Origin of the sequence: Echinicola marina, from assembly GCF_020463795.1 — a bacterium.
GTDB classification, from domain to species: Bacteria; Bacteroidota; Bacteroidia; order Cytophagales; family Cyclobacteriaceae; genus Echinicola; species Echinicola marina.
On the sequence record NZ_CP080025.1, the window covers coordinates 1,129,935 to 1,150,972 of the forward strand.

Below are 21,038 nucleotides of genomic sequence, written 5' to 3' on the forward strand. Positions count from 1 at the left end.
ACAGACAACTTAAAATGAACATTACAATCACCATAGACAAATCCACTTTCCAATCTCTCAGCTTTCCGGAGCTGATGAGGCTTAGTAGCTATTACAAGCACAATGTAGCTCCTGTATTGGTGATGGAGATCCTTGGTGATCTGAAAAAGGAAACGCAAGAAGGCAAAACACCATCTGATATTAGGGTTAAAGACTTTGCAACCAAGTTGTTCCCAATGTACAGTGTAGTCAATGCTTACTACAGGACATTGGTAAAGGGGGAATTATCCGGTGAACCGGTGGAAATGGATGGAAGACCCACCCTGGACATAGAAAAGGTTGTACAACCTGACGCCCATAGAAAAGGAATGGTAGTCAGGGAAACGGCAGAAGAAAAAGCTATTTATAAGTGGAAGGATGGGAAGTTCACAGATGCTGATCATGACCTTTCCCAGTTATGGAGAACCTTAACCACACATGAAAACCTTCTCAAAAACCTACAGAAAATTCTCCAGGCCACTGAGCATGAAAGGTTAAAATCATTTGATCAGCTACATGAGAAAGTAAACTCCGTCTTGTCCGACCACAGTTTACAAGACCGCCTCCTTGCCTACATGATTGACAATTATGGAGAAGGAGAAATTGATGGCATGAGCATATTTTCACGATGGATAGCAGCAAATCGTCCACTGATTACGGCCTTTGCACCCTACACAGCTCATTGCCTCAAAGTGGACCTCCTTTTTCACCTTGGGCTACAAAGTGAACTTATAGGTACACGCCCTACTAATCGTGTCGATTTGGAATACCTGTACTACCTGCCTTTTTGCAATGTATTTACCTCCAATGATAAAATACACAAACAGCTAGCTCCTCTTCTTATCAGAGAAGATCAGCAATTCATTATAGGCACAGAGCTAAAAAAGGACTTCAAGCAAATAGTGGAGTATCTGGAAAAAGAAGGTGAAGAAGCCAAAAAGAAGTATGTCAATGAACCTCCAATTATTGAAGATTCCCTGACTTATGGATTATGGAAAGAGTATTTCGATTATCCAAATAGCAGCAATATGAACAGGAACATATCGGAAGAAACACTTTCTAAAATGAAGGCTACTATGGATAAGATATTCAGAGCCTCAGAAGGTGAAGCTGTGGATTTTGATGAAGGTGAGGCCGAAGAGTTTATAGTCAAGAAATCGTATTTGAGCATGACTGACCCATGCTTTTGCGGAAGTGGTAAGCAAGTAATTGATTGCTGTATTCCGAGAGATGAGTTTATTAAGATCAGCCAAAAACATAAAGACAAATAATATGCAGTTAAATTACTTTCCCCTACAATTTGATTTTACAGATTACCAGGTAATCACAGAACCCTATTCTGATGAACGTTTGCAAGAGTTGAGGCAGGTGTATAATGCTTCATATTCGTTTTTTAGGGATGGTAATTTAATTGTTATATCCAATAAGGAAGATGAAGAAAACCAACTTACCGGAAAAGTTGAAAGACGTTCGGTATATGATGATGCCAAGGTTACCGCATCATTGGCAAAACACATCTTTTTCAGAACCTTTAAAGACCGTTTTCAAGGGTTTATTCCGGTAGATTTTTATCCTTTCCGTTTTTACTCTCGACAAGAAAAGGATGATTTAATTTTAAGCTATCTGCCCGAAAAACTTAAACATAAAATTGCTTTCAAAAAGCTTATTGAAGTTCAGCTTCGAGAAACGAATATCAACAATGCCAAAGGATTTGCCTTTGTGGTTAATATCCGAAGAAACTGGGTGTTTAACATTTCATGTCAGGAGCTCAATCAAGAAGGGTTTGACTTAACAGACTTTGAAGTGCTGCATGCCGAAACACTTCCAGGATTAGATAATGTACTGGCTCCCAATGAAGACTTTGTAGGAACGCTGCAATCCATCAATGGAGATACCGCAAGTGTATCTACCAGTGAGGGTGAAAAGAGCTTTCCTTTACAAGAGCTTTTTATACGAAAAACCAAACGTAACATTCAGACTTATTTGAATTTTGCTACCGGTGAGCAAAAGTGCGATCAAATTTTGGCAGCCGTTAGTCAAGAACGTATCAAGAAACAGAACCCGGTCAATCAGTTCAGTGAAATAAGCAATATTGCCAAACATCTATTCTCTGATAAAGGCAATCCGATTCTATTTCAAAATAAGGATGGCTTCTGCTTCAAAGTAGATAGTATACCTATGCAGGTGCAAAAGAGCATGAACTTGCAAACGCCTACGTTTATTTACGATCATGCCGGCACTAAGAAAAATAATATGAATGCTGATATGGGCTTATCCAATTATGGCCCATACGACAGCATTAGTTTTGACATTAAAAACCCTCTCGTATTAAGTATTTGTCATCGAGCAAAAAGAGGGGATTTCACTAAGTTCCTTTCTCATTTAAAAGACGGGTTGCCTGATTCAAGATATTTCCAAAAAGGACTTTTAAAGAAATATGAGTTACAAGAGGTCAATTATATCATTCAGGAAACCTCAGATTATCAACTGGAAGATTACTTGGGAGTGATAAGCAATTATGATGATGAAAAGCCTCATTTGGCTATTATTGAAATTCCTGATAGGTTCAGAAATTTATCAGATCGGGATAATCCTTATTATAAAATAAAAGCAAAATTACTTTCGCTAGAAATACCGGTGCAATTTGTTCGTTCAACAACGCTTTCAAGTTATTCCGAGTACATTCTTAATCCATTGGCATTACAAATTTATGCAAAGCTTGGTGGTACGCCTTGGGTGTTGCCTGCTCAACGCTCAGTTGATAGAGAGATAGTAATTGGCATTGGGCACAGTTGGTTGAGAAGCGGAATGTATAAAGGAGCTGAGAGCAGCCGTGTTGTGGGTATTACAACCTTCATGTCTAGCGATGGTCAATACCTTTTAGGTGATAAGGTGAAAGATGTGCCGTATGAAAGCTATTTTGAAGAATTACTTAAAAGTTTGAAGAGTTCCATTACCCGACTTTCTGACGAATACGCTTGGCAAGAGGGTGATACGGTACGTTTGATTTTTCACATTTTCAAACCCATAAAGAATGTTGAGTTTGATGTTATTAGTCAATTGGTAAAAGACATTAGTCAATTCAACATCAAGTTTGCATTTGTAACAATTAGCAAAAGCCATCCGAGCATATTATTTGATACGAATCAGCAGGGAGAAAAAAAGTATGGTTCTAATCAGTTAATTGGAAAATTCATTCCTCAACGAGGAAGCAACGTATTTATTGATGATGAAACAAGCTTGGTTCAGATGCTTGGTGCAAGAGAGCTGAAAACAGCCAAGCACGGTATGAGCACTCCTATACAAATTAAACTTAGAACACCCCAAGGGAATCATGACGATTCGGAATTAAAGGACTTAATGTTCTATGATTTGAACTATATCACACAGCAGATTTACTCATTCACATACTTGTCCTGGAGAAGCTTTTTGCCAAGAGAAGAACCAGCAACCATGTTGTATTCTAATCTTATTTCCAGGCTCCTGGGAAAAATGAGAAACATACCGGAATGGGATGCTGATAAACTGAACTACACCTTAAAGAGAAAAAAATGGTTTTTATAGAAGAGAAACATAGTTATTTAAGCAGCCTATCGGATCAGCCAAAGCAAAAGGCTCTGTTTGCTTTGGTATCTGATGAAACCTTGACAACTCAGCCCAATGAGGTTTCTGAAACGGATGCTATCTACTACTCTTCTATACAAGCAATAAAAAAGAATGCAAAGGCAGATTTTAATACACAGTACACCAAAATCTCAAAGCGGAAAGTTTCCGAGAACTCTGCTGCACCATTTGTACATGACGACTTCCTGATTTTCACATTGGTAATTGGGGTGTTAAAATTTGATTGTGATAAAGACTGGCTTTTAGGTGTTATCCGTAACAGAGCAAAGGGTAAAACCACTACCACTTTTGAAAATTTATTGACTGGAAATTATCAAAGCAAAGCCAATAATCAGTCCTTGGTTTTGGCATTCCTGTTTTTACTGGATAAATCTAAAATCTCCAATGACCAATTAAATGAAGCGTACAATGCTATGAGTGATACAAAAGAATCATTCAACAACGATTTTATACGCATCGTTTATTACCGAGCATTTGATATTATTATCCAGTTTAAACTACCAAGAGATACAGACGAAGTCTCTCGTTTATTAGAGTTCGAATCTCGCTTTAAGAAGCGAATTAATGTTTTTTCAATAGTGGCCTACAACCTTTTTATTGTTGGTGTTCTTTACGGAGCATATAAAGTTCTTCAACTACTACCTGAAGATAAAAAACTGGTTGTAAACGACCTGAGTCTGATTATAGGGTTAGGAGCGATTATTGGTTTGTCAGGCAACTTTATTCCTAAACTGAAAACCAAGTTTCAAAAATTGATATTAAGAGCCTTTGGCTATCAAAATACAAAGTAATTATGAATATACCCTTATTCAAAGAAGATCATATCTCACAGCTTCCGGCACTAAAGCTACTCATGAATTTGGGATGAAAATACCTCTCCCCTGAGCAGGCATTGGAGGACAGAGGAGGAAGAACATCTAACGTGTTGTTGGAAAAGATCCTCAAGGAGCAGAAAAAGGGCTTAATGCAAAAGCTTTTAACAGGGGTGATTCGAGTTAAAACTTTGAACTGATAAGTTATGAAAGATTTTAAAAACCATATAAAAATACTCTCCGCTTTGTCGGTTGCTGCTTCCGATACCAGAAGGGACACATTTATTTCCGTAGTCATTAGAACTCTTAATGAGATATCTTCCTGTGAACGTAAAGACTTAGCTGGATATATTAATGAGCAATTCAGCTTTGAGCCATACCAACCTGAATTGGATGAAGTAGTCAATTTCCTTCTAAAGGAAGAACGAATCGTTGAAGAGAAGAAGATACTTTCCTTATCAGCAGAAGAGAAAGAGACAATTGATACTCAAGACGTAGAAGCAAGAGATCAGGAGAAAAGTCGATATCAAAATTTCAAGAACTTTATAAAAGATGATCTTGGTCATGATTTAAAAGGTGATCAAGTAAAATTACTATGGGACACCTTTTTAGAGTATCTGTATAACTCTTTTTATGAATATGGAGAGGATGCCATCAAAACGTTACATCCTCATATAAAAAATGGAGATGGGAACAGCTACTACGAAAGCGTTCTTTCAATTACAATGAAGAATATTGATGCCCCAGAACTTCAAACCCTATTCAAATATGTAATTGAAAGATTCCCTGATTTTGCCTCAACGGAAGACCTAAATTTTCTTAACGACTTGGCACAGAAGACCCTTTCATTTTCTTCACTTGGTTTTCAAGCGGATGTAGCTCAAGATACTATCAACCACGAAATTGTAGATTGGACACTCTACCTCGATACGAATGTTTTGTACTCATTGCTAGACCTCCACTCCCACCCGGAAAATGAAGCTTGCAAAGCACTTATCCAGTTGGTAAGAGAAAATAAAGAGCATATTAAGGTCAAACTGCGCTATTCAGATATTACCTATAAAGAACTTGGGAAAAAGAAGGCTGATTTCGATCTCTTAGATGATAAGCTAACCGATAGCTCCATCAAAGCAATGTTGAAAAGCGAAAACCTTGATGGGTTTTCGAAAAAGTTCTACGAAGGTCTTTTGGAAAACAGAGAGGGTACGATTCATCCGTCTGAAGCCATTGGCTTATCCCAAACAACGCTCAAATATAAAACCATCGAAATAGCACGGAATGCCAAAAGAATTGAACATCTCGGTGAGGACTACATCAATGCGAAAGTTCAAGAATTCTACAAATACATTAACCGCAAAAATGAAATCAAAAAAGAATTCTATGATTCAAAAAAAATTCCTTTTCATCCAATAGAAAAAAGCGAGAAGCAGGCACTGCACGATATAACTCTTCGCGAATTACTATTGGAAAGCCGCCTCAAGGAAATGAAAGGTGAAGAAGTGTCACTCAATTCTATCAAATACTTTGGCGTGACCTTAGACGACCTGCTAATCCAGTTTGATAAGTCCCAGATAAAGGATGATAATGATGTCAAAAGTTTCCCCGTCTTTTTCAAACCTTCTTTTCTCCTTAACAAGCTGGTAAGGATTTTACCGATCCAAACCAAAGATTATAAGAAAGCCTTCATAAAGGCGGTTACTTCAAAAGGATTTCATAAGGATTCTTCAAAATCAAGAGATGTCCTAAAAATTGTAAACTACCTTAAATCGCAAGGTATTGACGATGAAAGAGTAGTCTACAATATAATCTCTCAAGATATTTTCCTTGAAAAGTATCATAAAGAGTCTCAGAAAGAAGATTTTAATCAAGGTGAATTTATTGAATCTGAGCTCAACAGGGAATTTAGATTCTTTCAAGAACAACTGGAGAATACCCAGAAGGAATTGGCTTTGACAACAGAAACCGCGAATACGAGGGCAAAGGAAAACCAAAAATTAGAAGCTATAAAATCAATTTTAGAATCTGATGTCCAGCAGTACGAAAAGGCACTTGAAAAGGTGAGTAAGAGGGTGAATAGTCTGGAAAAAACAGTAGATGCAGCAAGCAGTCAAGAGAAAATTAATTTTGAGGCGGGGGAAGCAAATGCAAAAGCCCAAAGGGAAAAAGAGAAAGCAGAGATCCTAAAAAAGAAACTACGAGTTGAAATCGAAGACCAAATTGAAAAAGAAAAGGATGCTGATGTGAGAAAATGGCAAAGGAAGACGTGGTGGCATTTGCTTTGGGTAATTCCATGTGTTTTTGCCGCATTATTCTTTGTGCTTCCATTAGAACAAAACCCAATTACCAATCAAGCAAATCGCTATAATACAGCAAGTGCAATAATGGTTCCTGTTATTCTAATTTTTCTATATCTAATACAAAATAGGTTATGGAATGAGGGCAATATCAAAGCAAGAAAGGAGAACCATAAAGTTTCTGAAGGACTCAGAAATAAACTTAGGGAATTGGAATAGTCAAATAATATTGAAAAAGTTATGAATATACCCTCATTCAAAGAAGATCATATCTCACAGCTTCCGGCACTGAAGCTGCTCATGAATTTGGGATGGAAATACCTCTCCCCTGAGCAGGCATTGGAGGCCAGAGGAGGAAGAACATCTAACGTGTTGTTGGAAACGATCCTCAAAGAGCAGTTGCAATCCATAAATAAAATAGAATACAAACAAAAAGAATTTACCTTCTCAGAAGTCAATGTAAACAGTGCCATACTGGCTTTGCGGGATCTTCCTGTACAAGACGGATTTATGGCAGCCAACAAAACTTTTTATGAACTCACCACGTTGGGTAAAAGCTTTGAGCAATCAGTATTAGGAGATAAGAAGAGTTTTTCCTTCCACTACATTGACTGGAGAAACCCGGAGAATAATACCTACCATATCACCGAAGAATACAGTGTAACACGTTCAGGACGAAATGAAAGTGCAACGGATAGCCATTACCGCCCGGACATTGTACTTTTTATCAATGGCATTCCAGTGGTGGTGATAGAATGTAAAAGTCCGAAAATCAAGGAACCTGTAGATAAGGCCATCGAACAACACCTTCGCAATCAACAGGAAGATGGTATTCGTGTATTATACCAGTATTCCAACCTGGTCATGGGATTGGCCTGCAATGAAGCTCGCTATGCTACTACAGCTACGGGAAAAGAGTTTTGGAGCATCTGGAAAGAATTGTTCCATAAAAAAGCGGAAGAAACAGCCTGGCAGGACAAACTTCAGGAGCTCAAAAACAGACCTTTATCGGAGAATGAGCGAACAGTACTCTTCAAAGAACGATTTAAGAACGTGTGGGACTTCTTTGAGAACCTAGAAAAAGAAAACCAAACCACTACCGAACAAGACAGGTTGCTATACAGCCTTTGCCAGCCTCAAAGGCTGCTGGATATTATGTACAACTTTACGTTGTATGATGATGGCATCAAGAAAGTAACACGCTATCAGCAATACTTTGCTGTAAAAAACACCCTGCAAAAGGTATCTCGAAAAGATACATCAGGACGAAGAGAAGGGGGTGTTATCTGGCATACACAAGGAAGTGGAAAATCCCTCACAATGGTGATGTTAGCTCAGCTTATCGCCACACACCAGGATATTAAGAACCCAAAAATCGTATTGGTAACCGACCGAATCGACCTGGACGATCAAATCACGGAAACTTTCAAAAAATGTCAACTCCCCGTTGATAATGCACAAACCGGAAAACACCTCGTGGAGTTGTTATCCAGTTCAGCCGATTCCGTGATTACTACTCTCATTCACAAGTTTGAGGCAGCCGTTAACCGCAGTAAAGAGTCTTTTGACTCACCAGACATATTTGTATTGGTGGATGAAGGCCACAGAAGCCAATACGGAAACTTCAACATCAAAATGCAAAAGGTATTCCCAAATGCCTGCTTCATTGCATTCACAGGTACTCCACTGATGAAAAAGGAAAAGAGTACAGCCAATAAGTTTGGAGGCTTGATCGATGTATATTCCATTACTGATGCAGTGGAAGACGGTGCAGTGGTCCCACTGTTATATGAAGGTCGTCACAACCTGATTGAAGTCAATGAAAAGCCTTTAGATAACTACTTTGACAGGGTTTCCGAGCCACTAACACCTTATGGTAAAGCAGCCCTGAAACGCAAATTCAGTTCCACCAATCAACTCAACAAAGCAGATCAAATCATCTATGCCCGTGCCTGGGACATATCCGATCACTATGAGCAACATGTCCAGGGCATTTCATTTGGCACACTAAAAGCCAAAGGGCAATTGGTAGCTCCAAATAAAACTACAGCCATTCGCTACAGGGAATACTTAAAGGAAATCGGCAAGGTCAGTTGTGAAGTATTGATCTCCCCTCCTGATGTTCGGGAAAATCATGACGATGCATTTGAGGAAAGTGAAGACGTAGTTTTAAAATTCTGGAAAGCCATGTTGGATAAATATGGTAAGGCAGAAAACTATGAAAAATCACTGATCAATGCTTTTAAAAAACAAAACCATCCTGAAATCATTATCGTGGTAGACAAATTATTAACCGGGTTTGATGCTCCTAATAACTACGTCCTATATCTCACACGCCAATTGAAAGAGCATACCCTTTTACAGGCCATTGCTCGTGTTAATCGCTTGGCTCCCGGAAAAGAACATGGATTGATCGTTGACTATTATGGCAACCTGGCCAACCTCGATGAAGCATTAAAAACCTATTCAGGTGATATGGATTTTGAAAGTGCCGACCTGGAAGGAACATTTACCAACATTAGTGAGGAAATAAAAAAACTTCCACAGGCACATTCAGAAGTATGGGACATCTTTAAGGAAATCAAGAACAAATACGATGAACCGGCTTACGAAGAACTATTGCAGGATGAAGCCATTAGACACCAATTCTATGAAAAGGTTTCTGTCTTTGCCCGCTTATTAAAATTAGCTTTATCGAGTTTTGAGTTTGTTACTCAAACTCCTGAAAAGCAGATCAACAAATACAAGCAAGACGCCAAGTTCTTCCTTGCCTTGAGAATATCTGTTAAGCGAAGGTATTTTGATGACCTGGAATACAAAGAGTACGAACCACAGGTACAGAAATTAATTGACAAGCACATCACTACCGAAGGAGAAGTACTGAAAATTACGGAACTGGTTAATATTTTTGACAAAGAACAACGGGAACAAGAAGTAGAAAAACTTACCAGCAAAGCAGCCAAGGCGGATCATATTGCCAGCCGGACAATTAAGGCGATCAATGTAAAAATGAACGAAGATCCGGTCTACTATAAGAAGCTTTCAAGGTTGATCCGGGATACGATAGAAGACTATCACCAACAGAGGATCTCGGAAGTAGAATATCTCAGAAAAGCTCAGGAATATGAAGAGACATTTCACAATGGACAAAAAACAAATGTACCGGAGAACCTTGTAGGCAAAGACAACGCCATTGCCATTTATAACCTCATCGGTGAAATTTTCAAGGAACATATATCCGATAAAGAGCAAGCTGCACATGTTGCTGAGGGTATCGATGATGTCATAAGAGATAGCGTATTTGAAAATGGGAGGCTAATTATCGACTGGCCCAATAAATCAGATATAGAAGGAAAAATCCGAATTGATATTGATGATTACCTATTTGACCTGAAAGGCAAGGAAGGCTTGAGCCTGCCCCTAGATTTGATTGATCAACTTGTAGAAGAAGGATTAAAAGTAGCAAAACTGAAATATGTCTAAGGATATACTGTACAAAAAACTCTCTTTTGGCTCCAAAGAAATAAGCTATGAGTTGACTTATCAGGAAAGAAAGACCCTGGGCATTCGTGTTTACCCTGATTGCTCAGTGAAAGTAATTGCTCCTGTAGAGACATCTGAAGACAACCTGAAAGAAAAGCTTAAAAAGAAAGCTCCCTGGATACTCAAACAGCAAAATGAGTTTTTATCCTATCATCCCTTAACTCCACCCCGGCAATATGTAAACGGGGAAACACATCTTTACTTAGGCAGACAGTACCGATTGAGAATAGAACCGGCTCAAACCAATGAAGTGAAGCTATACAGAGGGCGTTTAATCGTTTTCAAAAGAGAAAGCCAAAGCCCTGAAAAACTATTAAAGGAGTGGTATAGAGAGAAAGCAACCAGCCATTTCAAGGCCACACTACGATCTTTATTACCCCTTTTCAAAAAGTATAAAATTGAGGAGCCTACCTTGCAAATCCTCCATATGCCGACAAGATGGGGAAGCTGTACTCCCAAAGGCAAAGTGATCTTAAACCCGGAATTAATCAAAGCACCTAAAGGAAGTATTGAATATGTCATTATTCATGAACTCTGCCATATCGTACACCACAACCACACCAAAGCTTTCTACGATTTACAGGAGAAAATAATGCCTGATTGGAAGAAATGGAAAGAGAGGTTAGAGATGTCTTTAACTTAGTCTCTCTATTACAATATTTATTTTATGCTTGTCTCATAGGTCTTGACCATTATTTTTGAACCAAATTCATCGGATATATACCATATAGAAGCTGGTTCCCTAATCAATTCTTGATAGATTCTTTCTGCTGAGCTCATCATGACAAATTAATTTATGATCAAACGTATTCAATATAGTTTTTTTGGAAAATCTAATAAAAAACTCAAGTTCCTCATTCCTTTCACCCGATTTTAGGGACGCGCAGCAAGAATATTCCACTATTTCTCTTAGCTCCATAGCGAAACACTCTTGCTTTTTTACCCACCACATTTAAAGAAAATTTCTAAAAAAAACTCATCCCCCTTCGGGTTTCAGTGTGACTATTCCAACGGTCACTTCCACAATTTTGAGCATCATCAAAATGAAATCCGACATGACACAAGATGCTCACAATTTATCATTTTCAAGACAAGTACCGCCGAAATTAGAAGAAGTAAAATCCTATTTCAACTACCTTCATATCCCTGAGGCCGAAGCCGAGGTATTCTATTTTTATTACCAGGGCATGGACTGGAAAAACGAAACCGGAGCACCGATAAGAGATTGGGTAATGGCCGCAGACGAATGGGTGTGGAACCTGGAAAATTAGCCTTCGCATTCCAACATTATTATCTCCTTTTGGAAAGGCGAAGCACCCGCTTTTCCAAAGGATGGCATTGCGTTTTGGCAATGAGCAAGATGTAGGATTGTGCCACAATCCCATCTTGCCCTTTCGCTGCCGGAGTGGCGAAAGGGGTAAAATTCTCCGAAGTCGAATTTTAAATCCCCGGATGTATGGAAAAAAATCAGTCCCCGGAAAAACCCTATTGGCTGACAGTAAGGTTATTGCCGGGAGAAGTCCAGAAGCTGAAAAAACTCCTGGCCCAATCGGCCCATTGCCGGAACCTCAGTGAGCTGGTGAGGACCATTCTTTTCAAACAAGAGTTGACCATAAAAAAAAGGAATGCTTCCCTGGACGAACTGAAATCTGAAATTGTAAAGGTAAAGGGAGAGCTCCGCTCCATAGGGGTCAACATCAACCAGATCACGCATTATTTCAACGGTCATCCCGACCCGACAGAGAAAAGGTATTTTGCCCGGAAGATCTTGCCTCTATATAAAAAGGTCGGCCAGAAAACGGAGCAACTGATGGTGATGGTCTCCCAACTGTCCAAGCTGTAATATGGTTGCCAGGATCACCACAGGGAAAACGATCCGGGGAGTGCTTCACTATAATGAAAGCAAGGTAGAGAAGGGGCAGGCCAAATTCCTCGGAGCACGGGGGTATCTCAGCCAGGATAAAGAGCTTGATTTCCAAAAAAAGCTGATGAGGTTTCAGGAAATCATAGAAGCAAATACCAGAACCAAAACAAATGCACTTCATATCTCCCTGAACTTCTCTCCCAGGGACAAAATGGATGAAACCCTACTTTGGAAGATCGCAGAGGACTACATGAAAGGTATTGGATTTGGAGAGCAGCCCTATCTGGTGTACCGGCATTTCGATGCAGCCCACCCACATATTCATCTGGTAACTACTAATATCCGGGAGAACGGGCAAAGGATCGAGACGCACAATTTGGGGCGCATCCAATCCGAGAAGGCCAGAAAAGATATTGAACAAAGGTATGGGCTGGTCAAAGCTGAAGAACAACAGCGAAAGCGTGTCAACCTTCTGCAGCCCCTGGATAAAGCTGAATACGGTAAAACCGAAACGAAGGCGGCGATATCCAATATCGTGGGAGAAGTGGTTCGCCACTATAAGTTCACATCCCTTGCAGAGTTGAACGCCATATTGCGACAATTCAATGTAACTGCCTACCGGGGAGAAGAAGACAGCAAAATGTACCAAAAGAAAGGATTGATCTACTGCATTTCAGATGCTGACGGTAACCGAAAAGGAGTTCCTATCAAAGCCAGCTCCATTTATTCCAAACCTACCTATAAGAAACTGGAAAAGAAATTCGAACTAAACAGGACGACAAGAAAACCGTACAGGGGCCAGCTGCAATCAACCGTCAGCCATGCCTTAACAAGATCTTCTTCCCTCGAAAATTTACAGGCAGAACTTCGAAAAAAGGGAGTCCAACTTACTGTTCGCAAAAATGGCGAAGGAAGAATATATGGGATCACATTTACCGACCATATTCATCGCTGTGTCTTTAATGGAAGCAGCCTGGGCAAGGAATTTTCTGCCAACGGCATCCTAAATGCCCTGATGGTTAAATCTACGAATGAAACTCAAGCTGAAAAGCAGCAATCACGGGAGATACGAAGCTTATCACCTTCAACCGGCTCGCAAACTTCGGGTTACGAACCCACCCCGTATGAGTTGAGCCAAAAGAAAAAGAAGAAAAAACGGAAAAAGAAACAGTTGTAAAACATGCAGACCGGTGAAAGTACCGAAGGTCTAAGGAAAATTATTGACCTTACCCGCAAGCTTAGCATAGGAATGTTATGTCTCCATTTCTATTACTATTGCTTTTCGGCTTTTGAAGCCTGGGGACTAACCCATGAAATTACCTTTCGGTTGATTAAGGGTTTACGCAAAACAGGCCTTTTTGATCATGGCTTTATATCCAAGGGGTTTGCCCTGGGACTATTGCTGATTTCCCTGGTCGGTGCAAAAGGAAAGAAAAGCGAAGGCCTCAAATTATCCCAGGCATTATGGCCATTGACCTTTGGATTGATGATGTACTGGGCGAGTGATGGCATATTCTATCTGAATTTTGAAGGAGAAGAAGTTGCGGTGCTCTACATTGGGGTTACTTCTGTTGGGTTCTTACTGGTGCTATCAGGGGGAGCATTGCTGAGCAGACTGCTGAAGGTAAAGATGGCAAAGAGCGTATTCAATCATTTGAATGAAACATTCCCGCAGGAAGAGCGGCTTTTAGAAAACGAATACTCGGTAAACCTGCCTGCCCGCTATAACCTGAAAGGAAAGATCCGCAAATCCTGGGTCAATATCATTAATCCCTTCAGGGCCTTATTGGTTGCCGGTACACCGGGTTCCGGGAAAAGTTATTTTGTGATCCGTCACGTGATCACCCAACATATTGCCAAGGGATTCTCCATGTTTGTATATGATTTTAAGTATGATGACCTGTCGATTATCGCTTACAATACCTTACTGAAGAACCAGCATGCCTATAACGTAAAACCATCCTTTTATACCATCAATTTTGACAGCCTTTCCCATACCCATCGCTGTAATCCTTTAGAACCGGAAACCATGCTGGACATCACCGATGCCAGCGAAGCCGCCCGTACTATAATGATGGGACTGAACCGTGACTGGATAAAAAAGCAGGGGGACTTTTTTGTAGAATCCCCGATCAACTTTCTAACGGCAGTAATCTGGTTTTTGAAAAAACACAGGCACGGGAAATACTGTACACTTCCTCATGTCATCGAATTGATGCAAGTGGAATACGATCAACTTTTTCCCGTACTCCGGACCGAGCCGGAGATCGAGGTGCTGATCAACCCTTTTGTTTCGGCATATCAAAAAGGAGCTACCGACCAATTGGAAGGCCAGATTGCCAGTGCCAAAATCACCATGGCCCGCCTATCCTCACCACAGCTTTACTATGTGCTCTCTGAAAGCGATTTTACCCTGGATATCAATGATCCCGGGGAACCAAAGATCGTATGCATGGGTAACAACCCGCAAAAGCAGCAGGTCTATGGAGCTGTACTTTCTCTTTATATATCAAGGATCACCAAACTGGTCAACCAAAAGGACAAATTAAAATCCAGTTTAATATTTGATGAATTTCCCACCATTTATTTCAACGGGATGGATAATCTTATTGCCACGGCCCGAAGCAATAAGGTAGCCACCTGTCTGGGCGTTCAGGATTACAGTCAGCTTAGAAAAGACTATGGGCGGGAACAGGCAGAAGTGATCATGAACACGGTAGGGAATTTTATCAGTGGCCAGGTTTTGGGAGAAACAGCCAAACAACTCTCCGAGAGGTTCGGGAAGATACTGCAGGACCGGAAAACAATCTCCATTAACAGAAGCGATACGTCCATCACGAAATCCAGGCAGCTGGACCAGGCGGTACCTCCCTCTACGATCTCATCCCTTTCCTCCGGGGAGTTTGTCGGTATGGTGGCCGATACCCCGGATCAAAAAATGGAACTGAAAGCCTTTCACAATGAGATCATCAACGATCATGAATCCCTGGCCCTGGAAGCAGGGAATTACCAGCCCCTCCCCAAGGTGCGGGATGTGTCAACGCCGGAGATAGTGGATAACTATAAGGACATTAAACTGGATGTTCAGGAGATCATTGATCTGGAAATAGAAAGAATCCACAATACTCCCGGCTTAAACAAACTGCTCTTCGCTAAAGAATCCGGTAAATAAAGCTGAAAACCATACCGATCCTGTCATAAGGAAGGTGAGATATGCAGTTTCAGGCATTTCTTAAGAGCTCTTCCAGGAGTATTACTATATTTTTAAAAATATCATTATATTTAGGAAACTAACTCTCTTATACATAGCTGTTTCAATACAGTAGAAAGTTGCTTAATACTACATGCCTCTGGATAAAACTAACCATAATGCCTCAAAATATTCATTTGCCTATCGGCAATCATTTGACCTGGTGTTTGAAGAGTTTTATCCCGGATTGTGCTTCTATGCTGAAAGGATATTGCAAAGCAAGACCGATGCTGAGGATGTAGTGGAAAACCTGTTTGTAAAGCTCTGGCAAAAGAAGATGGAATTTTCTTCCAGGGATCATCTTCGCTCTTTTTTATACAAGTCCACCAAGAATGCCTGTTTGGATTTTATCAAGACTACGGCACGTTCTGCAGAGCGGAACACCCACTTTTTAGATACCGCTGAGGGTTATACAAAAAGCCACCTGACCAACATGATCCGGGCTGAAGTGATCCGTGAGATCCATCAGGCCATTGAGTCCCTTCCTACCCAATGTGGAACGGTTATCCGCAAATCCTATATAGAAGGGCTTTCCCTACCGGAGATCGCCCAGGAAATGTCGCTGTCTGTACAAACGGTAAAAAATCATAAGCTCAGGGGATTGGCCATCTTGCGCAAAAAAATATCCCAGGATCAGTTCATGCTGCTGATGATCTACCCTTATGCCCATTTGCTGACTCAAACCTTCGAGTAATTTTTTTAAAATTTTTATAGCCCCAATAGGTACTATTCTCTTTCCGTGTCGTGATAGAAGTAAAAGCAAGGAAAAATCGCGCAACGGAAGAATATGGAAAACGATCCTGCCCATATCGCAAGGGTAATCTACCTGCTTAAAAAACAAGCCGGGAACCAAAGACTTGAATTATCCGAGCAAGTAGAACTTAGGGATTGGATAGACCGATCCCCGCAGAACAAGGAATTATTTGAGCAGCTACAGGATTCAACGCTACGGGACCAATGGCTGGACCAAATAAGGGGGTACAATACTTCCCAGGCCCTGGAGCGTGTGCATAACCGGATTAGTCGTCCATCATTTACAAGGGAAAAAACTCCTGCATCTAAAAACGGAGTTTTGAGAAAAACGATACTATCCATCGCTGCCTCCCTGGTACTGTTGCTGGGCATCGGGTATTTCTTCCGCTATGAACTTCTGAATATCCTGGCACCGGTTAAAATGGAAACAATGCTTACAAGTAAAGCAGAGCGAAAAACGATAGCCCTACCGGATGGCACCCAAGTATGGCTAAGCCCAGGAAGTGTTTTGGAGTACCCTATGGAGTTCAGAGGGCCGGTAAGGGAGGTGAATCTAAAAGGAGAAGCCTTTTTCGAGGTGCAACCTGATAAGCAGCATCCCTTTATTATCCTCTCAGGGCAGCTAGAAACCAAAGTCCTCGGCACGTCCTTTAACCTGACAGCTTATGAAGGGGATGAAGATGTGACGGTCACCCTTCTGGAAGGGGCTGTGTCGTTAAAACCTGCCGGGGAAAAGAACAAATCGCCGACCATCCTTCATCCCAATGAACAGGCAGTTTTCGAAAAAGAAAACCGGTCCATTCGAAAAGAAATGGTTACGGATGCCCGTAAGTACCTCTCCCGGCGCAACGGTATCTTCCGGTACGAGGCGGCCAGACTGGAAGAAGTAGTTCAGGATATGGAGCGTCAGTACGGTGTAAAAATTCAGTTGGACTCAAGCATGGTCAACCGGGAGTATTATGGCACCATGAATACCGAAGATGAACTTCTTGTCATGCTGGAAAAAATAAGTCTGGTTATGAATGCCGGATGGTATGGAGCCGGTGAAAATACATATCGAATAAAACCCAAATAGACTAAGGAGGTTAACGGTAACTTTCTTCATATCGGTTTAACAAACCACAGATCTGTATAATCAAGAAAAGGCCGTGGCTTTGCCGTGGTTAGATTCTCTAAAAGAAGTGGCTCCTGCCTGCCGCTAAATCTATGTTTCATCTAAATCCAAATCAAACAATCTATTTCAGGCAGTTGGTGGGCGGGGCCATTTTCTAAAAAACAACTCCCGCTTTTGAAAACCTTGGCCGGTAAGCAAAAGCGAGAGTGCATAATCAAATGCGGGCCTAAAAGCGGGCGTCTGGAAAACTTCGCTTTAAGCCCTGACACTTAACGGTATTAAAAATATGAAAAAAACTCTACTTCTCCATGCAGGCAGTATGGGGAGTACCCACCTGTTTTCGGGTGATGCCCCCTGCTTTCTGCTATCTATCCAATCGAAGGTCCCCAGGTTGGGGCCAAGGCTCCTTTACATTATGAAATGGTCCCTTTTTATCACCGGAATAATTTGTTGTACTGCGGCCACACTGTTGGCCGGGGAGGTAAAGGGACAGTCTGCCCTCGATAAGGAGGTTTCTATTGAGATCAAAAACCAATTGCTGAAAGATGCCCTGGATGAGATTTCTACCAGGGCAGAGGTGACTTTCGTGTACAGCGATAAGGTGGCCGCTAGCCGGGAAAAAGTGAATGTTATAGCCACTAACCGGGCATTACGAAAGGTACTGGACGATGTTTTTCTTAATCTCCCATTTGGGTACCAGTCCCTGGGAAACGAAATTGTTATCAAACACGATCCCAAAAAAGACTTTTCCCCAGGAAAAAGACCCGTCCCCACCCAACTGGAAATATCGATGGAGCAGGTAAGAGGGGTTGTTCTTGACCCAGATGGATACCCCCTTCCCGGGGCCACGATCCAGGTTAAAGGTTCTAACTGGGGAACCGTTACTGATGAAAATGGAGAGTTTATATTAAATAATGTCCAAAAGGGAGACATCCTTATTATTTCCATGATTGGTTTTGAGAAGATAGAAATAGAGGTCAGAAACTTTTCGGAAAATATGGTAGTGCCCCTTAAGGAAAAAGTCTCTGAATTGGACGAAGCGGTGGTCATAGCTTATGGTACGACCACCCGGAGATTAAATACCGGCTCAATAGGGAGAATTACTGCCAGGGAAATAGAAAAGCAACCTGTTTTGAATCCGTTAGGAACCCTGCAGGGAAGAATACCTGGGTTAGTCATTAGTGAGTCCAGTGGTGTTTCGGGAGCTCAATTCAATGTAGAAATAAGAGGCAGAAATACCATAGATGACGGGATTTCAAATAATTCACCTCTTTTTATTGTGGACGGTGTACCCTTTGGCCCGGGCAATGATAACTTCAATCAACTGGCATCAGCAGCCAATAACCCGAGCCAGATTTCTTCAGGAGGATTTAGCCCGTTAAGCTTGATCAACCCTTCATATATAGAGAGCATAGAAGTATTAAAAGATGCCGATGCCACAGCTATTTATGGAAGCAGGGGAGCCAATGGAGTTATACTCATTACCACAAAAAAAGGGAAAAGTGGAGCAACCAATGTAAATATTAATGTGTATACCGGTGCTGCCCGGGCAGGGAGAACAGTAAATATGCTTAATACTTCTCAATACATCGAAATGCGAAAAGAGGCATTTGCTAATGACGGGGTTGAGCCTACGAATTCTACAGCCCCCGACCTGCTTATTTGGGATACGACCCGTTTTACAGATTGGAGAAAGGAGCTTATTGGCGGTACAGCAAGAGTAAACAATATACAAGCAAGTATTTCAGGGGGAAGTGATAGAACCCAATTTCTTTTGGGAGGAACCTATCGAAAGGAGACAACCGTTTACCCGGGGGATTTTTCCAATAAAAGGGCTGCAGCCAACTTCTCTTTGACGCACCGGTCATCGGATGACAGGCTTAATGCCCGGTTATCAGTGAATTACGCCTCACTGATCAATAATATTGTGCAGAGTGATCTTACCCGGTACCTAAACCTTCCCCCTAACTTCCCTGCCTTACTGGATGATAACGGTGATCTAAATTGGAGTGAAAAGGGAGTTCCCTTTGCCAATATGGGAATTGTTAATCCATTGTCCTACCTGTTCCAGACTTATGAAGGGAAAACAGAAAACTTAATAAGTAATCTCAATTTAGAATATAAAATAGCTCCCTTTTTGTCCTTTCGGACCAGTTTAGGCTATAACACTACCTATGTTGACGAAATAACAACCAGGCCATCCACTTCTTTAGACCCGTCCAGAGGGTTGCTTCCTTCCGCTTCTTTTGCCAATAATGCTCTCCGTAGTTGGATTGCTGAACCCCAGGTTGAACTATATAAATCCATTTCACATGGAGAATTAAATGTCTTATTGGGAGCTACCTGGCAATCCAATGATTCCGATGCCACCTCGCTTACCGGAAGGAATTACAATAGTGATTTATTATTGCATTCCATTCAAGCGGCCGGTACCGTTAGTGCCCAGAATAGCAATTCTCAATACAAATACACTGCTGCTTTTGCACGGATAAACTACAACTGGGAAAATAAATATATATTGAACCTGACCGGCAGGCGTGACGGCAGCAGTCGCTTTGGACCCAACAACCGCTTTTCCAATTTTGGAGCCGTAGGCGGAGCCTGGTTATTTTCGAATGAGCCTTTTGGTAAAAAACTCAGTCCCGTGGTAAGCTTTGGTAAGATCAGAGGAAGTTACGGGATCACCGGGAATGATCAGATCGGGGATTACTTATACTTAGATACGTGGGGCTCAACCTATAATACGGTTAATGGGAATGCAGGTCTTTATCCTACAAAATTATTTAATCCTGATTATCAATGGGAAAAGAATAGCAAAATTGAAGCTACATTGGAGTTGGGATTATTTAGTGACCAGGTATTCTTCTCCGCAACATGGTATCGCAACAGGAGCAGTAACCAATTGGTTAATTATCCTTTGCCCTATATCACGGGATTTAACCGATTGGTGGACAACCTCAATGCCCTTATCGAAAACAGGGGTTTTGAATTTATAGTGGAGAGCAAAAATATAGAAACCCCAGGTTTTAGCTGGTCTACGTCCCTTAATCTTACGGCACCGAAAAATAAGCTTTTAGCGTTTCCGAACTTGGAAACTTCTCCCTATTCCAGCCGGTTTGAGATAGGCCATTCCTTAAACTTGATAAAAGGATATCAATACATTGGAGTGAATCCTGAAACAGGAGTATATGAATTTGTCGATGTAAACAATGACGGGAGCTTAAGTACAGGGGATTACCAACCTTTGGGAAATACTGATCCCAAATTTTACGGGGGGATCTCCAACAGTTTACATTTTAGAAACCTGCAAATCGATTTCTTGTTGGAATTCCGAAAACAAACGGGAGTGAATTATTTCCGGTATTTTAATACTTACAGACCCGGGTCGGCTATCAATCAACCTACGATTATCAATGAACGGTGGAAGCAGCCAGGGGATATTACAGAAATACAAAAGTTAACCAGAGGTGCAGGAGCAAGTGATGCCAATAACGCGAGCTCTTACATGGTACGTTCAGATAAGATCTATAGCGATGCTTCCTTTATCCGGCTGAAGAACGTATCGCTTTCCTACTTGTTTCCGCAAAAATATTTCCGGGAAACTCCGTTTTCGAATGCCCGGGTATATGCCCAGGCCCAAAACCTGTTGACCTTCACTAACTACTATGGAGACCCTGAGACCCAGGATATACAGAGAATGCCTCCTATGCGAATGATCACCCTGGGAATTCAATTTAATGTATCCATGGATAGCCTAAAGTAAAAT

The 21,038-nt window shown here is 41.2% G+C and carries 13 protein-coding genes; all 13 read left to right on the forward strand.

Going from position 1 to position 21,038, the window contains the following annotated elements:
* The first annotated feature begins 14 nt into the window (after window positions 1-14).
* The 13 genes from KZP23_RS04635 (at window position 15) to KZP23_RS04695 (ending at window position 21,035) form a co-directional block, all read left to right on the forward strand.
* Window positions 15-1,289, forward strand: a complete 1,275-nt coding sequence (locus KZP23_RS04635; RefSeq protein ID WP_137402979.1) for an SEC-C domain-containing protein — start codon at window positions 15-17, stop codon at window positions 1,287-1,289.
* Window positions 1,290-1,386: 97 nt separating this feature from the next.
* Window positions 1,387-3,582 carry a Piwi domain-containing protein gene (locus KZP23_RS04640; protein WP_226334944.1) on the forward strand — a complete coding sequence of 732 codons (2,196 nt, stop codon included), beginning with the start codon at window positions 1,387-1,389 and terminating at the stop codon, window positions 3,580-3,582.
* Window positions 3,570-4,433, forward strand: coding sequence for a hypothetical protein (locus KZP23_RS04645; RefSeq protein WP_137402977.1), 864 nt, complete (start codon window positions 3,570-3,572; stop codon window positions 4,431-4,433). The genes KZP23_RS04640 and KZP23_RS04645 overlap by 13 nt, the downstream gene beginning before the upstream one ends.
* A 227-nt stretch (window positions 4,434-4,660) precedes the next feature.
* Window positions 4,661-6,967: a hypothetical protein gene (locus KZP23_RS04650; protein ID WP_137402976.1), complete on the forward strand. Its 2,307-nt coding sequence runs from the start codon at window positions 4,661-4,663 to the stop codon at window positions 6,965-6,967.
* Window positions 6,968-6,988: 21 nt separating this feature from the next.
* On the forward strand, window positions 6,989-10,231 hold the full coding sequence (locus KZP23_RS04655) for a type I restriction endonuclease subunit R (RefSeq protein WP_137402975.1): 3,243 nt from the start codon (window positions 6,989-6,991) through the stop codon (window positions 10,229-10,231).
* The gene (locus KZP23_RS04660; RefSeq protein WP_137402974.1) at window positions 10,224-10,934 is read left to right on the forward strand and encodes a M48 family metallopeptidase; all 711 of its coding nucleotides are present in this window, start codon (window positions 10,224-10,226) and stop codon (window positions 10,932-10,934) included. Before KZP23_RS04655 ends, KZP23_RS04660 begins: the two co-directional genes overlap by 8 nt.
* A gap of 412 nt (window positions 10,935-11,346) precedes the next feature.
* The gene (locus KZP23_RS04665; protein WP_226334945.1) at window positions 11,347-11,562 is read left to right on the forward strand and encodes a hypothetical protein; all 216 of its coding nucleotides are present in this window, start codon (window positions 11,347-11,349) and stop codon (window positions 11,560-11,562) included.
* A 185-nt stretch (window positions 11,563-11,747) separates the two neighbouring features.
* Window positions 11,748-12,134, forward strand: a complete 387-nt coding sequence (locus KZP23_RS04670; RefSeq protein WP_226334946.1) for a plasmid mobilization protein — start codon at window positions 11,748-11,750, stop codon at window positions 12,132-12,134.
* A 1-nt stretch (window position 12,135) separates the two neighbouring features.
* Complete coding sequence (locus KZP23_RS04675) at window positions 12,136-13,332, forward strand: relaxase/mobilization nuclease domain-containing protein (RefSeq protein WP_226334947.1); 1,197 nt, start codon at window positions 12,136-12,138, stop codon at window positions 13,330-13,332.
* A gap of 3 nt (window positions 13,333-13,335) precedes the next feature.
* Window positions 13,336-15,327: a conjugal transfer protein MobC gene (mobC, locus tag KZP23_RS04680; RefSeq protein ID WP_226334948.1), complete on the forward strand. Its 1,992-nt coding sequence runs from the start codon at window positions 13,336-13,338 to the stop codon at window positions 15,325-15,327.
* Window positions 15,328-15,499: 172 nt separating this feature from the next.
* The gene (locus KZP23_RS04685) at window positions 15,500-16,099 is read left to right on the forward strand and encodes an RNA polymerase sigma-70 factor (RefSeq protein ID WP_226334949.1); all 600 of its coding nucleotides are present in this window, start codon (window positions 15,500-15,502) and stop codon (window positions 16,097-16,099) included.
* 93 nt (window positions 16,100-16,192) lie between these two features.
* Window positions 16,193-17,233, forward strand: a complete 1,041-nt coding sequence (locus tag KZP23_RS04690) for a FecR family protein (RefSeq protein ID WP_226334950.1) — start codon at window positions 16,193-16,195, stop codon at window positions 17,231-17,233.
* Window positions 17,234-17,558: 325 nt separating this feature from the next.
* A complete protein-coding gene (locus KZP23_RS04695; protein WP_226334951.1) occupies window positions 17,559-21,035 on the forward strand; it encodes a SusC/RagA family TonB-linked outer membrane protein in 3,477 nt (1,158 codons plus the stop codon).
* Window positions 21,036-21,038 lie beyond the last annotated feature (3 nt).

Excerpts from the sequence above, each read along its gene's own strand:
- KZP23_RS04635 (WP_137402979.1), top strand. The coding sequence starts at position 15 with ATGAACATTACAATCACCATAGACAAATCCACTTTCCAATCTCTCAGC.
- KZP23_RS04645 (WP_137402977.1), top strand. The coding sequence starts at position 3,570 with ATGGTTTTTATAGAAGAGAAACATAGTTATTTAAGCAGCCTATCGGAT.
- KZP23_RS04650 (WP_137402976.1), top strand. The coding sequence starts at position 4,661 with ATGAAAGATTTTAAAAACCATATAAAAATACTCTCCGCTTTGTCGGTT.
- KZP23_RS04655 (WP_137402975.1), top strand. The coding sequence starts at position 6,989 with ATGAATATACCCTCATTCAAAGAAGATCATATCTCACAGCTTCCGGCA.
- KZP23_RS04660 (WP_137402974.1), top strand. The coding sequence starts at position 10,224 with ATGTCTAAGGATATACTGTACAAAAAACTCTCTTTTGGCTCCAAAGAA.
- KZP23_RS04665 (WP_226334945.1), top strand. The coding sequence starts at position 11,347 with ATGACACAAGATGCTCACAATTTATCATTTTCAAGACAAGTACCGCCG.
- KZP23_RS04670 (WP_226334946.1), top strand. The coding sequence starts at position 11,748 with ATGGAAAAAAATCAGTCCCCGGAAAAACCCTATTGGCTGACAGTAAGG.
- KZP23_RS04675 (WP_226334947.1), top strand. The coding sequence starts at position 12,136 with ATGGTTGCCAGGATCACCACAGGGAAAACGATCCGGGGAGTGCTTCAC.
- mobC (WP_226334948.1), top strand. The coding sequence starts at position 13,336 with ATGCAGACCGGTGAAAGTACCGAAGGTCTAAGGAAAATTATTGACCTT.
- KZP23_RS04685 (WP_226334949.1), top strand. The coding sequence starts at position 15,500 with ATGCCTCTGGATAAAACTAACCATAATGCCTCAAAATATTCATTTGCC.
- KZP23_RS04690 (WP_226334950.1), top strand. The coding sequence starts at position 16,193 with ATGGAAAACGATCCTGCCCATATCGCAAGGGTAATCTACCTGCTTAAA.
- KZP23_RS04695 (WP_226334951.1), top strand. The coding sequence starts at position 17,559 with ATGAAAAAAACTCTACTTCTCCATGCAGGCAGTATGGGGAGTACCCAC.